Origin of the sequence: Azotobacter vinelandii CA, assembly GCF_000380335.1 — a bacterium.
In the GTDB taxonomy this organism is placed as follows: Bacteria; Pseudomonadota; Gammaproteobacteria; order Pseudomonadales; family Pseudomonadaceae; genus Azotobacter; species Azotobacter vinelandii.
Genome location: NC_021149.1, coordinates 2493883 through 2508028, shown reverse-complemented (window position 1 = coordinate 2508028; position 14146 = coordinate 2493883). Strand labels below are relative to the sequence as shown.

Below are 14146 nucleotides of genomic sequence, written 5' to 3'. Positions count from 1 at the left end.
GGCACGGCTGGGCTACGAAGTCAGCGGGCATTCTACTCGCTGTGCAGGGCCGCATAAATCGAATCGGCGAGCTTTTTGCTGATCCCAGGAGCCTTGGCGATTTCATCGATGCTTGCCCGGGAAAGCTCCTGGAGCCCGCCGAAAAACTTGAGCAGTTCGCGCCGGCGCTTCGGCCCCACCCCGGCGACCTCCTCCAGACTGGAGGTACGCCGTGCCTTGCCCCGCCGTGCCCGGTGCCCGGTGATGGCGAAACGGTGGGCCTCATCGCGGATCTGCTGGATCAGATGCAGGGCCGGCGAATCGGCCGGCAATGTGAATTCGTGGACGGCATCGTTCAGATAAAGGGTTTCCAGACCGGGCTTACGGGTGACGCCCTTGGCCACACCGAGCAGGATCAGGTCCGGTACCGCCAGTTCCCGCAAAACCTCCTGCGCGATCGCCAGTTGTCCCTTGCCGCCGTCCACCAGGAGAATGTCGGGAAGCTTGCCCTCGCCTTCCCGCAACTTGCCGAAACGGCGAGTCAACGCTTGCTGCATGGCGGCGTAATCATCGCCGGCGGTGACGCCCTCGATGTTGTAGCGACGATACTCGCCCTTCAGGGCGCCTTCGGGTCCGAATACCACGCAGGAGGCGACGGTCGCCTCGCCACTCGAATGGCTGATATCGAAGCACTCCATGCGCAGGGGCGGAGCATCCAGGTCAAGCGCTTCGGCCAGGGCCTCGAAACGAGCCGCCAGATGCTGACGATGGGCCAGCCGCGCGGACAGCGCCTGCTCCGCATTGGCAATCGCCAACTGCTGCCAGCGCGCCCGCGTGGCGCGCACCCGATGGCGAATGTGCAGCTCGCGGCTCCGCTGCTCCGTCAAGGCCAGGACGAGCGCAGGGAAGTCTTCGTGCGTGGCATTGACGATGATTTCGCCGGGTAGATCGCGCTCCGGGTTGGCCAGGTAGTACTGGCCGAGAAAGGCTGCCAGGACATCCCCCACCTCCTCCTCGATCCCCACCTGCGGGAAGAAGTTCTTGCTGCCCAGCACGCGCCCCCCACGCACGCTGATCAGATGGACGCAGGCGCCACCGGGCTTGACCACGGCAGCCAGCACGTCCACGTCGCCGCTGCCCCCCTCCATGCTCTGCTGATCCTGGACCCGGCGCAGCAGAGCGATCTGGTCACGCAGCTCGGCGGCGCGCTCGAAATCCAGGTGGACAGCCGCCCGCTCCATGGCGGCGGAAAGCTCCTCGGCCAGGGCGTTGCTGCGCCCTTCGAGAAACATCACCGAATGACGTACATCCTCGGCATATTCGGCCGGCTCGACCAGGCCGACGCAGGGAGCCTTGCAGCGCCTGATCTGATGCTGCAGGCAGGGACGCGTCCGGTTTCTGAAGTAGCTGTCCTCGCACTGGCGGACCTGAAAGGCCTTCTGCAGAAGACCCAGGCTTTCGCGTATTGAACCGGCACTGGGATAAGGACCGAAATAGCGTCCCTTCCGCTGCTTGGCTCCCCTGTGGATACCGAGCCGGGGAAAGGCGCCATCGGACAGGAACACATAGGGATAGGACTTGTCGTCGCGCAGCAGGATGTTGTACGGCGGTCGCCACTCCTTGATCAGGGTCTGCTCGAGCAGCAGCGCCTCGGTCTCGTTGGCGGTGATGGTGGTTTCGACTTGGGCTATCCGCGCCACCAAGGCAGCCGTCTTCGGTGCCAGCCCGCTCGTGCGGAAATAGCTGGACAAGCGTTTCCTGAGATTCTTGGCCTTCCCGACGTAGAGCAGCTCGCCTTTCGCATCCAGCATCCGGTAGACGCCGGGATGACTGCTGCAGTGAGCCAGAAAAGCCGCACCGTCGAAGGCATTCCCCATCAGCTGGATGCGTCGACCATGCCGTGTCGCACGGCCAATAGCGCCAGCTCCACGTCGCTGTTGATGGAAAGTTTCTCGAAGATGCGGTAGCGGTAGGTGTTCACGGTCTTCGGCGAGAGACAGAGCTTGTCGGAAATGCTCTGCACCTTCTCGCAATTGGCGATCATCAGGGCGATCTGGATCTCCCGCTCGGAGAGCAGATCGAAGGGAGAACCGCTCTGCTGCGGCTGGAAGGCCTTCAGGGCCAGTTGCTGGGCGATTTGCGGGCTGATATAGCGATGCCCGGCGAAGACTTGGCGAATGGCCTGGACCATCTCGTCGAGAGCCGCGCCCTTGGTCAGGTAGCCAGCCGCCCCGGCCTGCATGAGACGCGTGGGGAACGGGTCCTCCTCGCACACCGTCACCGCGATCACCTTGATGTCGGGATTGCTGCGCTGCAGCTTGCGAGTCGCCTCGAGGCCGCCGATGCCGGGCATCTTGACATCCATCAGGATCACATCGGGCTTGAGATCGCGCGCCTTCTTCAGGGCCTCTTCGCCGGAGCTGCCTTGTCCGACGACCTGCAGGCCGTCGATATCGGCCAGCATCCGGGTGATGCCAGCGCGGACCAGATCGTGATCATCGACCACAAGCACCCTAATCAACAGACACCTCGTTTCGTGTCGGCACAGACTACGAGCGACCTGCCTGGAATGCGTTCGGCCGGGGCCGAACTGTCAGGAGAATCGGCCAGCCACCTGCGAGGTGGGCAAGCCGGTCGACTCGACCAGTAGGTGGCGGAGGCGGTGAGATTCGAACTCACGGAAGAGTCTCCCCTTCGGCGGTTTTCAAGACCGCTGCCTTAAACCACTCGGCCACACCTCCGCGTAAGTGCGGACGGCAATTCTTACCGGATCACCTTCGAGTGTCAAACAGTTGTTTTCAGGTGATCTCCGGATAACCGGGCAATGAATATGAAATAGCCCGAATTTTCATTTTGTGCCCGGCAAACGCCGGTCAACTCGCTAAAGAATAACAATGATGATGAAAAGAATCGGAGATGGATACTACATGCCGACCCGGCATGCTAAGTTTTCCGATCTCGTCCTTGCGGAGAGTTGCCTGATGTTCGCCCGCCTTCTGTCCACTTCCCTGCTCGTCTTCTCTTGCAGCGCGGTTCTCGCCACGGAGTACCGGGTAGGCGAATTGCAAATCGATACCCCTTGGTCGCGGGCATTGCCGCCGAATGCGCCGGCCGGTGCCGTCTATTTCACCGTGAAGAACGGTGGCCGGATGGCAGATCGCCTGACGGGCGCCGATACTCCGAATGCGGCGAAAACCGAATTGCACACCCATCTCAGGACGGGCGAAGTCATGCGCATGCAACACATCGACTCGATCGAGGTTCCCGCCGGCGCGGAAGTGAAACTCACCCCCGGCGGGCATCACATCATGATCTTCAAGCCGAAACGACCGCTCGCGGCCGGCGAGCGCTTTCCCCTGACCCTGGAGTTCGAGAAGGCCGGCAAGGTCGAGATCGAGGTCGAAGTCCGCAGCGATGCTCCCGTCAGCGCAGGGCACGAGCACCACTGACTCAGGCTGCGCGGCGCCCCGTCACCGGTCCACGGGGATGCGCATGGTGACGAACTCCTCCGCCGCCGTCGGGTGAATGCCCAGCGTCTCGTCGAACACCTGCTTGGTGGCGCCCGCCTTGAGCGCCACGGCGAGCCCCTGGAGAATCTCGCCGGCCTCGGGGCCGACCATGTGGCAGCCCAGCACCCGCTCGGAAGCGGCATCCACCACCAGCTTCATCAGGCTGCGCTCCTGGCTGTCGGTCATGGTCAGTTTCATGGGCCGGAAGCGGCTTTCGAAGATCTTCACCCGATATCCGGCCTTGCGCGCCTGCTCCTCGGTCAGCCCCACGGTACCGATGTTCGGCAGGCTGAACACCGCCGTCGGAATCAGGCGATAGTCGACCGGTCGGTACTGCTCGGGCCTGAACAGGCGGCGGGCGACCGCCATGCCCTCGGCCAGGGCCACCGGCGTGAGCTGGACGTTGCCGGTGACATCGCCGATGGCCAGGATGGAAGGCTGGCTGCTGCGGTACAGCTCGTCGACCCGGATGTAGCCCCGCTCGTCCAGTTCGACCCCGATCTCCTCAAGCCCCAGGTCATCCAGCATCGGCCGGCGCCCGGTGGCATAGAAAACGCAGTCGCTCTCCAGGCTGCGCCCATCCCGCAGGGTGGCCCGCAGGCTGCCGTCGGCCTGGCGATCGATGCGGGCGATATCGGCGTTGAACTGCAGGTCCAGTCCCCGCTTGAGCATCTCGTCGCGCAGGTGCTCGCGGACCGCCGCGTCGAAGCCGCGCAGGAACAGTTCGCCGCGGTACAGCAGGCTGGTCTTGGCCCCCAGCCCGTGGAAGATCGAGGCGAACTCCACCGCGATATAGCCCCCGCCCACCACCAGCACCCGTTCCGGGCATGCCGGCAGATGGAAGGCCTCATTGGAAGTGATGGCGTGCTCCCGCCCCGGAATATCCGGCACCACGGGCCAGCCGCCGGTGGCGACGAGGATGTGCTCGGCGCTGTAGCGCTGCCCGTTCACCTCCACGCCATGCGCATCGGTCAGCCGCGCATGCCCCTCCAGCAGAGTGACGCCGCTGTCCGTCAGCAGCTTGCGATAGATGCCGTTCAGGCGCTGGATCTCGCGATCCTTGTTGGCGACCAGGCCGGCCCAGTCGAAACGCGCCTCGCCCAAGCTCCAGCCGTAGCCGCGCGCCTGCTCGAAGTCCTCGGCATAGTGCGCGCCATAGACCAGGAGCTTCTTCGGCACGCAGCCGACGTTCACGCAGGTCCCCCCCAGGTAGCGACTTTCGGCCACCGCCACCCGGGCGCCGAAACCGGCGGCGAAACGGGCCGCCCGTACGCCGCCGGAACCGGCGCCGATGACAAACAGATCGAAATCGTAGGCCATGCATCGTTCTCCCTTCAACGAACGGGCAGAATACCCCATGCGCCGGATATCCGGCCGTTCTGCACAAGTATCGCGAGGAGATCGGCATGCGCCCCACGCTCACCCATCTCGCCCTGCACGTCCCGGACCTGGAGGCCTGCGTGGAGTTCTACCGCCGCTTCTGCGGCATGCGGGTGTTTCACGAGCGGACCGGCAAAGGCGCCCGTATCGTCTGGATGGCCGAACCGGGCCGCGAACACGAATTCGTCTTCGTGCTGATGCCGGGCGGCCACTTGCGCAACCTGGCGGAGAACGACTACAGCCATTTCGGCTTCGCCCTGGAAAGCCGCGAGCAGGTCGATGCCATCGCGGCCGAGGCCCGGACCACAGGCTGCCTAATCTGGGAGCCGCGGGACGAACCCTACCCGGTCGGCTATTACTGCGGTCTGCGCGACCCGGCCGGCAACTACGTCGAATTCAGCCACGGCCAGCCGCTTGGACCGGGATCGGAAAACCTGTCGCCACCCCGGCCATGAGGGCCGCCGGCGGGCGGCCCCTCGTTCAGATACCCGGCATCAGTAGGCCTTGCCGAGCTTGTACAGGTTCTCGAAGCAGAAATTGGTGGCCTCGATGTATCCCTCGGCGCCACCGCAGTCGAAGCGCTTGCCCTTGAACTTGTAGGCCATCACGCATCCGTCCTTGGCCTGCTTCATCAGCGCGTCGGTGATCTGGATCTCGCCACCCTTGCCGGGCTCGGTCTGCTCGATCAGTTCGAAGATGTCCGGCGTCAGGATGTAACGGCCGATGATCGCCAGATTCGAAGGGGCGTCTTCCGGCTTCGGCTTCTCCACCATGGAGCTGACCCGGTAGATATCGTCGCGGATCATCTCCCCGGCGATGACCCCGTACTTGGAAGTTTCTTCCGGCGGCACTTCCTGGATCGCCACGATCGAGCAGCGGAACTGGTTGTACAGCTTGACCATCTGGGTCAGTACACCGTCGCCCTCGAGGTTGATGCACAGGTCGTCGGCCAGCACCACGGCGAAAGGCTCGTCGCCGATCAGCGGACGGCCGCAGAGAATCGCATGGCCGAGGCCCTTCATCTCGACCTGGCGGGTATAGGAGAAGGTGCAGGAGTCGATCAGCCGGCGAATGCCGATCAGGTATTTTTCCTTGTCGGTGTCGCGGATCTGATGTTCGAGTTCATAGCTGATGTCGAAGTGGTCTTCGAGTGCGCGTTTTCCACGGCCGGTGACCATCGCGACCTGCGTCAGGCCGGCATCCAGCGCTTCCTCGACCCCGTACTGGATCAGCGGCTTGTTCACGATCGGCAGCATTTCCTTGGGCATCGCCTTGGTGGCGGGCAGGAAGCGGGTACCGTAACCGGCGGCGGGAAACAGGCATTTCTTGATCATGGGAGTCCTTAAGAACGCAAATGACGGCAAATCTGATCGGGCGTCCGGAGTGAGCCAGCGCCACGCCCGCTATCCTACCGGAGAGGCATGTGCCCAGGCATGCCGGATGCCATGGGAATCAAGACCATACGAACGGACAGGGGTTCGCCGGCAGCATGCCCCCGGTAGATGGGGTATACGGGATTTGATTAGAATATAACGACATTTTGCAAAGATCACGACGGGTTCTTCCATGGAAAGCAAGACTGCGCGCCTCACCGTACTCATCGATCCGGTCAAGAAGAAGGCCTTCGAGGAGCTCTGTGCCGCCCAGGACCAGACGCCCTCCCAGGTAGTCCGCCAGTTGATCCGCGACTACCTGGAAGCCCATGGCGTCACCTACGCCACGCAGACCCGGGTCCCCGCCGTCAGGAAGCCGTGACCTCCGCCTTTTCCTCGCTGGCGGACAGGGCCTCGGCGAAGCTCGCGTGATAATCGCGTGCACCGATCAACTCCAGTATTCCCGCCCGCTCCAGCTTGCCATGCACCCGTGGGCTCGCTTCGCAGAGCTTGACCCGGATCCTGCGTCTTTCCAGTTGCCGGATGACTTCCTCCAGCGTCTGTAGACCGGTGATATCCATGAAAGGTACCCGCTTCAGGCGAATGATCAACAGGCGCGGATCGGTATGGGTACTGGCCAGCGCACGCTCGAAGGTTTCCGCCGCGCCGAAGAACAGCGGCCCCTCCACGGTATAGACCAGTACCCCGTCGGGCAGCCGGCTATGCCCGTTGCCGAGCAGTTCCGGCTCCAGATCCCGTTCGAGCTGCTGCCGCACGGCCACCGAAGAGGCCATGCGGCGCATGAACTGCAGCATGGCCAGGATCACGCCGATGTTCACCGCGATCACCAGATCGCTGAACACCGTCAACCCGAAGGTGATCAGCAGAATGCCGACGTCCGCCCTGGGCGCCCGCCGCAGCATGCGCTTGAAGTGCTTCAGCTCGCTCATGTTCCAGGCCACCACGAAGAGGATGGCGGCCAGCGCGGCCAGCGGAATGTTCGCCGCCAGCGGCGCCAGGAACAGCAGGATCAGCACCAGCACGAGCGCATGGACGATGCCGGCCAGGGGACTGTTGCCGCCGTTGCGGATGTTGGTCGCGGTACGGGCGATCGCTCCGGTGGCGGCGAAGCCGCCGAACAGCGGCGTGGCCAGGTTGGCGATGCCCTGACCGATCAATTCCTGGTTGGAGTCGTGCTTGGTTCCGCCCATGCCGTCGGCGACCACGGCGGAGAGCAGCGATTCGATGGCGCCGAGCATGGCGATGGCGAAGGCCGGGCCGATCAGTTCGATCAGCCGCGACGGAGTGATCTCCGGCAGCCCGAGCTGCGGCAATCCCTGGGGAATGCCGCCGAAAGCGCTGCCGATGGTGGCCACTCCGTCGAACCGGAAGAACGACTGGATGACGGTGGCGGCGACCATCGCGATCAGCGGACCGGGAACGCGCCGCAGCATTCGCAGGCGCGGTGCGAAGATGACCAGCGCCAGGCTGGCCAGGGCCAGCAGCGTGGTCGGCAGGTGCAGTTGCGGCAGCGACTGCAGCAGGTGCCAGAATTTCTCGTGGAAATGCGTGCCCGCCACTGCCGGCAGTCCGAAGAAATCCTTCCACTGGCTGACCCAGATGATCACCCCGATGCCGGCCGTGAAACCGACGATGACCGGGTCCGGAATGTACTTGATGACCGTCCCCAGGCGGCCGACACCGAGCAGCAGGAGAATGCCGCCGGCCATCAGAGTCGCGATCTGCAGGCCATCGACCCCGTGCTCGGCGGTCACCCCGGCCAGGATGACGATGAAGGCGCCGGTCGGACCGGCGATCTGCAGCCGGCTGCCGCCGAACAGGGAAACCAGCAGGCCGCCGACGATGGCGGTATAGATGCCCTGCTCCGGCTTCACCCCGGAGGCGATGCCGAAGGCCATGGCCAGCGGCAGCGCCACGACACCGACGATGACGCCGGCGACCAGGTTGCGCAGCCAGTGCTCCCGGCGCAGCAGACCGGCCTGCCATGCCTCACGTATTGCGATCATCATGATCCTCCCGGAACCGGAACATGCACATTATATTAACATGTGATGTTAATGACGAAGTCCCCGTCCCATGCCATCCTTCCTGCCAGAAAGACACCGGCAAGTCGGAACCCCACCGGCCGAAAACGCGGCCCCTCACCCCATACGATTCGCGATCCGTCCCGTTGGAAAGCGCTTCGTGTCCTTCCAGTCGGGCAGCCTTTTCCCGGCCGACGAACACGACCAGGCCGGAGCAGTGCGATGCGTGCCCCGACTGGAACTCATTCGAGCCCGACCGCCGGCGGGGTGTAGCCATGCGCTTCCTTTTCCAGCCAATCACGGAAGGCCAGTAGCGTCGGGTCCTCCACTTTCGCTTCGGGCAGGATCAGAAAATAGGCGCTGTCGCTGAGCGCACAATGGTTCATGGCTACCACGAGTTGTCCCGACGCCAGTTCCGCCTCGATCAGCATGGGCGGCATCAGCGCGACGCCCATGTCCTGGGCGGCCGCTTTCGCCAGCATGGTGAACAGTTCCAGACGCATCCCGCCCATGCTGCCGGCAACGCTCATGCCCAACGAGGCGAACCAGCTCCGCCAGGCATAGGGCCTCGTCGTCTGCTGGAGCAAAGGCATTGCGGCGATTTCTTCCGGCGTCAGGTTGCGGCGCCCGGCGAGAAGGCGCGGGCTGCATACGGGAACGGCCTCCTCGCGCATCAGGAAAAAGGCTTCGGTACCGGGCCATCCGGCCAGACCATGATAGAGCGCGGCATCGAACTCGGTCTGGTCGAACAGGAACGGGCGGGTCTGGGTGGTCAGATTTATGCGTACTTCGGGATTGGCATCGTAAAAAGACTTCAAGCGGGGAATCAGCCAGCACATCGCGAACGTCGGCATGACGGCGAGCTCGATGGTACGGCTCCGCCCCTGGTGCGCCATCAGGGAAAGCGTATCCCGCTCCATGGCATCGAGCTGATTCGCGATCTGCCGGCTGTAAATGCGACCGGCCTCGGTAATTTCCACCCCGCGCCGCGTACGCCGGAACAGCTTGACGCCGAGAAACTCCTCCAGCCCGCCGATCTGTCGACAGACAGCTCCCTGGGTCAATGAAAGTTCTTTCGCCGCTTTGGTAAAGCTCTCGTGACGGGCGGCGGAATCGAAAGCTATCAGGGTCGTTGTACTTGGTATTTTTCGACGCATATCGATTGTTCCATGGGCATCGCGTATCGAGCACCGGGCACCAGGGCCAAGTGCAAAATCAAAAACCATGGGAAGTGTGGACCAATGACGAAGCGTACTCCACCGGGCGTGCGACGCCATCGGTGCACGAGTGCGTCCCAGGCCCGATGCGTGTGCAAGCGGCGCGGCTTACTGCGGGCACGCCCCCGGGAGCGAACGCATCCACGACCGCTCTCCGGGCGGCCTCGAAAAGCCGATGATTCGAAGTGAGTTTTTTGCACGAGCATGTGCGAAAACATGGTTTGTGAGCGCTCCATACGCCCCCTAGCATTCGTTCATGTTCACATGACCGTGAATATTGGAAGTTGCAGTTTCTCCGTCCTGCACGTTGGATAAATTTAAAAATAAATACAGGGGACATCATGAATACAGATAGCGCGATCGTTGCGCCCGGCAAGATATCGGCCGAGAAAGACCGGCTTCACTCCATGACATTCAGCAGGCGCCTGAGATCGATCTTTTCCGGTTCGGTCGGCAATCTCGTGGAGTATTTCGATTGGTATGTTTATGCAGCCTTTTCTTTCTACTTCGCGCCGAAGTTCTTTCCCGCCGGCGACCAAACGGCGCAACTGATGAACACGGCCGGGATCTTCGCCCTCGGTTTTCTGGTGCGGCCGCTGGGTGGCTGGCTGCTGGGAAGTTATGCCGACCGCAGAGGACGCAAAGCGGCCTTGCTGCTGTCGGTCGCCCTGATGTGCCTGGGTTCGCTGATCATCGCCTGCCTGCCCGGCTATGACGAGATAGGCGTGCTGGCGCCCGTGTTGCTCCTGGTCGCGCGGCTGTTGCAGGGCATCAGCCTGGGCGGGGAATATGGCAGTTCGGCGACCTATCTCAGCGAGATGGCCACCCCGAACCGGCGCGGGTTCTACTCGAGTTTCCAATACGTCACGATCATTCTCGGGCAATTGCTCGCGCTCGGCCTGTTGATCGTTCTCCAGCGTTTCGTCCTGACCTCCGAACAGCTTCACGACTGGGGCTGGCGAATCCCCTTTCTGATCGGCTCCGGTATCGCGGCGCTGGCCATCTGGCTGCGCCGCAACATGCAGGAAACCGACTCCTTCAACGACCACCGCTCGGGCTCCGCCAGAAAGAGCAATCTTCGCGAGCTGGCCCGGCATCCGCGGGAAGTCGGCATCGTGGTCGCCCTGACGGCCGGCGGAACGCTGTCCTTCTACACGTTCACCACTTACATGCAGAAGTACCTCGTGAATACCACGGGCTTCAGCAAGGATGACGCCACGCTCATTTCCTCGCTGGCCCTGCTGGTTTTCATGGTCATCCAGCCGATCGTCGGCCTGCTTTCCGATTATGTCGGCCGACGCCTGATGCTGATCGCCTTCGGTGCGCTGGCCACCCTGTTCACCGTGCCCATTCTCAGTGCCCTGGCCGTCAAGCAGAGCATGGGGGTCACGCTGCTCTGGTATATCGCCGCGCTGCTCATCACCACGGGCTATACCTCCATCAACGCCATCTTCAAGGCGGAACTGTTTCCGGTCCATATCCGTGCCCTTGGCGTCGGCTTCCCCTTCGCGGTGACCGTATCGTTGTTCGGCGGAACCGCCGAATACATCGCCCTGTGGCTGAAAAGCATCGGCCACGAGAGCTGGTTCTACTACTACGTCAGCGCCTGTGCCGCGGTATCCCTGATCGTCGCCCTGTGCATGAAAGACACCAAGGCGACCTCGCGGATGGACGCCGGACACGCATGACAAGCCAAGACAAACACGCCGAGAAAACAAGAGAGGACATTCCCATGAGCGATGCAAAAGTCCGTTTCGACTGCTTCGACCCCCTGATGCTCGACCAGCAACTGACGGAAACCGAGCGCATGGTTCGCGACGCCGCCCGGGCCTATTGCCAGGAAAAACTGGCTCCCCGGATTCAGGAAGCCTTTCGGCAGGAGCGTACCGACCGGGAGATCTTCGCCGAGATGGGCGAGTTGGGGCTGCTGGGAGCGACCATACCCGAAGCCTACGGCGGCGCCGGCATGAACCATGTCTGCTACGGCCTGATCGCCCGCGAGGTCGAGCGGGTCGACTCGGGCTATCGTTCGATGATGAGCGTTCAATCGTCCCTGGTCATGCTGCCCATCAACGAATTCGCCACACAGGCCCAGAAGGAAAAATACCTGCCCAGGCTGGCCAGCGGCGAATGGGTCGGCTGCTTCGGCCTGACCGAGCCGAATTTCGGCTCCGATCCGGGCGGCATGGCGACGCGGGCGCGCAAGGCCGACGGCGGATACCGGTTGTCCGGCTCGAAGACCTGGATCACCAACAGTCCGATCGCCGATGTCTTCGTGGTCTGGGCCAAGACCGACGACGGCAGGATTCGCGGCTTCATCCTGGAAAAGGGCTGGCAGGGGCTTTCCGCGCCGGCGATCCACGGCAAGGTCGGCCTGCGGGCGTCGATCACCGGGGAAATCGTCATGGACGAAGTGTTCGTCCCGGAAGAGAACATGTTCCCCGAAGTGAGCGGTCTGAAAGGGCCCTTCACCTGCCTCAACTCCGCCCGCTACGGCATCGCCTGGGGCGCGCTGGGCGCCGCCGAGTTCTGCTACGAGACAGCCCGCCAGTACACCCTGGACAGAGCCCAGTTCGGACGCCCGCTGGCGGCCAACCAGTTGATCCAGAAAAAACTCGCGGACATGCTCACCGAGATCGCCCTCGGCCTGCAGGCCTGTCTGCGGGTCGGCCGCCTGAAGGACGAAGGCAACGCACCGGTCGAGGCGACCTCGATCATCAAGCGCAACTCCTGCGGCAAGTCCCTGGACATCGCCCGGATGGCGCGGGACATGCTGGGCGGCAACGGGATTTCCGACGAATTCGGCGTGGCCCGCCATCTGGTCAACCTGGAGGTGGTCAACACCTACGAAGGCACCCACGATATCCACGCGCTGATTCTCGGGCGCGCCATCACCGATATCGCGGCCTTCGCCAACTAGGCCGACTCCATCCACCTCAACGGCACAGGCGAAAACATGACCGGCGCTTTATCCCACATCCGCGTCCTCGACCTTTCCCGGATTCTGGCCGGTCCCTGGGCCAGCCAGATCCTCGGCGACCTGGGCGCGGAAGTCATCAAGGTCGAACGCCCGGGTGTCGGCGACGATACCCGGAGCTGGGGCCCGCCCTTTCTCAAGGACGAAACGGGGCGGGATACCGACACCGCCGCTTATTTTCTCAGCGCGAACCGCAACAAAAGGTCCATCACGCTGGACATGGCCAAACCGGAAGGACAGGCGCTGATCCGCGAGCTGGCGGGCAGATCCGACGTGTTGCTGGAGAACTTCAAGGTTGGCGGTCTCCAGCAGTACGGCCTGGATTATGCGGCGCTCAAGGCCATCAACCCTCGCCTCGTCTACAGCTCGATCACCGGCTTCGGCCAGACTGGCCCCTACGCCAACCGGGCCGGCTACGACTTCCTGATCCAGGGTCTGGGCGGCCTGATGAGCCTGACCGGCCTGCCCGACGGCCGGGAAGGCGCCGGTCCCATGAAGGTCGGCGTGGCGCTCACCGACGTCCTGACCGGCCTGTACGCGACCAGCGCGATCCTGGCAGCGCTGGTACACCGGGAAAAGACCGGCGAAGGACAGTACATCGACGTTTCCCTGCTCGATGTCCAGGTGGCCTGCCTGGCCAACCAGGCGCTGAATTACTGCACCACGGGACAGTCACCGAAACGGCTGGGCAACGCTCATCCCAGCATCGTGCCCTACGAGGATTTCCCGACCGCCGATGGCTACATGATCCTGGCGATCGGCAACGACGCCCAGTTCGCCCGCTTCTGCGCGGAAGCCGGACAAGCGGAGCTGGCGGAAGATCCTCGCTTCGCGACCAATGCGGAGCGGGTCCGCAACCGCGCGGCGCTCATTCCGCTGCTGCGGCGCATCACCGTGACGCGCGAAACCTCGGCATGGGTCCGGGCCCTGGAGGCGAAGGCCATTCCCTGCGGGCCGATCAACGATCTGGCCGGCGTCTTCGCCGATCCGCAGGTGAAAGCCAGGGAAATGCAACTGAGCCTGCCGCACCCGGGGCTCGGCCCGATCCCCCAGGTCGCCAGTCCGATCCGGCTGTCCGGCAGCCCGGTGACTTACCGCCGCGCCCCGCCGCAACTGGGGGAGCACACCAGCGAGGTGCTGCGCGATGTCCTGGGACTTTCCGAGCAACGCATCGAGCAACTGCGTCGTCAGGGCATCGTCTGACGCCCCACGGAAAAGCCGCGGGCGCGCAAGCGGATTCGGCCCGCATCGCCGCGCCCCGGAGCGGCCGAGAACCGCGGGGAGTCCGGGCCGGCAGGCCTGGCGCCAGCGTCGATCCCGACAGCGAACTGGCGAAAACCCATTTCTGAGCCACACTTGTCCAGTCACGGCCCGGCGCCAGTTCGCCCTCGCGGCCGTGAGGACTCCCGTGGCGAAGCCATTCGATCAACGGTCGAGGTTCTTTCGCCGATCGGCGTCCACACTTCATGAATGGCGAGCCGCCGACGCTCGCCGGGCGGTCATGGCCTCGAAAGGCCCCGCGAAGGCTCTGCCGAGCGCCTTCGGCCATCCTCTCGAGGCAACGACACAACAGGGAAGCCATCGCACCAGGAGGGCTGCGCGGCCGCAAGGCCCAAAGACTCACCGATGACTGCTGGCTTAGCGGGCCTTTTGGAAACCTCTTGCC

Annotated in this window: 12 protein-coding genes and 1 tRNA gene; 6 read left to right on the top strand and 7 right to left on the bottom strand. The window is 63.6% G+C overall.

Annotated features, from left to right (window positions below; all coding sequences use genetic code 11):
* Window positions 1-32: 32 nt before the first annotated feature.
* From uvrC to AVCA_RS11410, 3 genes are all read right to left on the bottom strand, one after another.
* Window positions 33-1856, bottom strand: coding sequence for an excinuclease ABC subunit UvrC (uvrC, locus tag AVCA_RS11420; protein ID WP_012701081.1), 1824 nt, complete (start codon window positions 1854-1856; stop codon window positions 33-35).
* Window positions 1856-2500, bottom strand: a complete 645-nt coding sequence (gacA, locus tag AVCA_RS11415) for a response regulator transcription factor GacA (RefSeq protein ID WP_041807185.1) — start codon at window positions 2498-2500, stop codon at window positions 1856-1858. The genes uvrC and gacA overlap by 1 nt, the downstream gene beginning before the upstream one ends.
* A gap of 130 nt (window positions 2501-2630) precedes the next feature.
* Window positions 2631-2720, bottom strand: a tRNA-Ser gene (locus tag AVCA_RS11410).
* A gap of 186 nt (window positions 2721-2906) precedes the next feature.
* Between AVCA_RS11410 and AVCA_RS11405 the strand changes: the two genes are divergently transcribed.
* Window positions 2907-3428 carry a copper chaperone PCu(A)C gene (locus tag AVCA_RS11405; RefSeq protein WP_236616381.1) on the top strand — a complete coding sequence of 174 codons (522 nt, stop codon included), beginning with the start codon at window positions 2907-2909 and terminating at the stop codon, window positions 3426-3428.
* Between the two features lie 21 nt (window positions 3429-3449).
* Here the strand turns inward: AVCA_RS11405 and gorA are convergent, their stop codons facing one another.
* The gene (gene gorA / locus AVCA_RS11400) at window positions 3450-4808 is read right to left on the bottom strand and encodes a glutathione-disulfide reductase (RefSeq protein ID WP_012701078.1); all 1359 of its coding nucleotides are present in this window, start codon (window positions 4806-4808) and stop codon (window positions 3450-3452) included.
* An 86-nt stretch (window positions 4809-4894) separates the two neighbouring features.
* Between gorA and AVCA_RS11395 the strand changes: the two genes are divergently transcribed.
* Window positions 4895-5323 (top strand): VOC family protein, encoded by a 429-nt coding sequence (locus AVCA_RS11395; protein ID WP_012701077.1) that lies wholly within the window; start codon window positions 4895-4897, stop codon window positions 5321-5323.
* Window positions 5324-5362: 39 nt separating this feature from the next.
* Here AVCA_RS11395 and galU read toward each other — a convergent pair whose 3' ends face one another.
* Window positions 5363-6202 (bottom strand): UTP--glucose-1-phosphate uridylyltransferase GalU, encoded by an 840-nt coding sequence (gene galU / locus AVCA_RS11390; protein WP_012701076.1) that lies wholly within the window; start codon window positions 6200-6202, stop codon window positions 5363-5365.
* Between the two features lie 232 nt (window positions 6203-6434).
* On the opposite strand from galU, the gene AVCA_RS11385 reads away from it, so the two are divergent.
* Window positions 6435-6623, top strand: coding sequence for a ribbon-helix-helix protein, CopG family (locus AVCA_RS11385; RefSeq protein ID WP_012701075.1), 189 nt, complete (start codon window positions 6435-6437; stop codon window positions 6621-6623).
* On the opposite strand, the gene AVCA_RS11380 is transcribed toward AVCA_RS11385, so the two are convergent.
* Together AVCA_RS11380 and AVCA_RS11375 are read right to left on the bottom strand one after the other, a co-directional pair.
* Window positions 6610-8268 carry a SulP family inorganic anion transporter gene (locus AVCA_RS11380; RefSeq protein ID WP_175555987.1) on the bottom strand — a complete coding sequence of 553 codons (1659 nt, stop codon included), beginning with the start codon at window positions 8266-8268 and terminating at the stop codon, window positions 6610-6612. The genes AVCA_RS11385 and AVCA_RS11380 overlap by 14 nt on opposite strands.
* A gap of 260 nt (window positions 8269-8528) precedes the next feature.
* Entirely contained in the window at window positions 8529-9443 is a 915-nt protein-coding gene (locus AVCA_RS11375) for a LysR family transcriptional regulator (RefSeq protein ID WP_012701073.1), read from the bottom strand.
* Between the two features lie 467 nt (window positions 9444-9910).
* Here AVCA_RS11375 and AVCA_RS11370 point away from each other — a divergent pair, with 467 nt between their 5' ends.
* From AVCA_RS11370 to AVCA_RS11360, 3 genes are read left to right on the top strand one after another with little or no spacing between them, the layout of a single operon-like run.
* Window positions 9911-11191 (top strand): MFS transporter, encoded by a 1281-nt coding sequence (locus tag AVCA_RS11370; RefSeq protein ID WP_012701071.1) that lies wholly within the window; start codon window positions 9911-9913, stop codon window positions 11189-11191.
* A gap of 44 nt (window positions 11192-11235) precedes the next feature.
* Window positions 11236-12423, top strand: coding sequence for an acyl-CoA dehydrogenase (locus AVCA_RS11365; protein ID WP_012701070.1), 1188 nt, complete (start codon window positions 11236-11238; stop codon window positions 12421-12423).
* A gap of 36 nt (window positions 12424-12459) precedes the next feature.
* Window positions 12460-13683: a CaiB/BaiF CoA transferase family protein gene (locus AVCA_RS11360; RefSeq protein WP_012701069.1), complete on the top strand. Its 1224-nt coding sequence runs from the start codon at window positions 12460-12462 to the stop codon at window positions 13681-13683.
* Window positions 13684-14146: the final 463 nt, after the last annotated feature.

What these genes read in the sequence shown, in the direction of transcription:
- AVCA_RS11360 (WP_012701069.1), top strand. Translation starts at nt 12,460, where the DNA reads ATGACCGGCGCTTTATCCCACATCCGCGTCCTCGACCTTTCCCGGATT.
- AVCA_RS11405 (WP_236616381.1), top strand. Translation starts at nt 2,907, where the DNA reads ATGCCGACCCGGCATGCTAAGTTTTCCGATCTCGTCCTTGCGGAGAGT.
- AVCA_RS11380 (WP_175555987.1), bottom strand. Translation starts at nt 8,268, where the DNA reads ATGATCGCAATACGTGAGGCATGGCAGGCCGGTCTGCTGCGCCGGGAG.
- uvrC (WP_012701081.1), bottom strand. Translation starts at nt 1,856, where the DNA reads ATGGGGAATGCCTTCGACGGTGCGGCTTTTCTGGCTCACTGCAGCAGT.
- AVCA_RS11370 (WP_012701071.1), top strand. Translation starts at nt 9,911, where the DNA reads ATGACATTCAGCAGGCGCCTGAGATCGATCTTTTCCGGTTCGGTCGGC.
- AVCA_RS11385 (WP_012701075.1), top strand. Translation starts at nt 6,435, where the DNA reads ATGGAAAGCAAGACTGCGCGCCTCACCGTACTCATCGATCCGGTCAAG.
- gorA (WP_012701078.1), bottom strand. Translation starts at nt 4,808, where the DNA reads ATGGCCTACGATTTCGATCTGTTTGTCATCGGCGCCGGTTCCGGCGGC.
- AVCA_RS11395 (WP_012701077.1), top strand. Translation starts at nt 4,895, where the DNA reads ATGCGCCCCACGCTCACCCATCTCGCCCTGCACGTCCCGGACCTGGAG.
- galU (WP_012701076.1), bottom strand. Translation starts at nt 6,202, where the DNA reads ATGATCAAGAAATGCCTGTTTCCCGCCGCCGGTTACGGTACCCGCTTC.
- AVCA_RS11365 (WP_012701070.1), top strand. Translation starts at nt 11,236, where the DNA reads ATGAGCGATGCAAAAGTCCGTTTCGACTGCTTCGACCCCCTGATGCTC.
- AVCA_RS11375 (WP_012701073.1), bottom strand. Translation starts at nt 9,443, where the DNA reads ATGCGTCGAAAAATACCAAGTACAACGACCCTGATAGCTTTCGATTCC.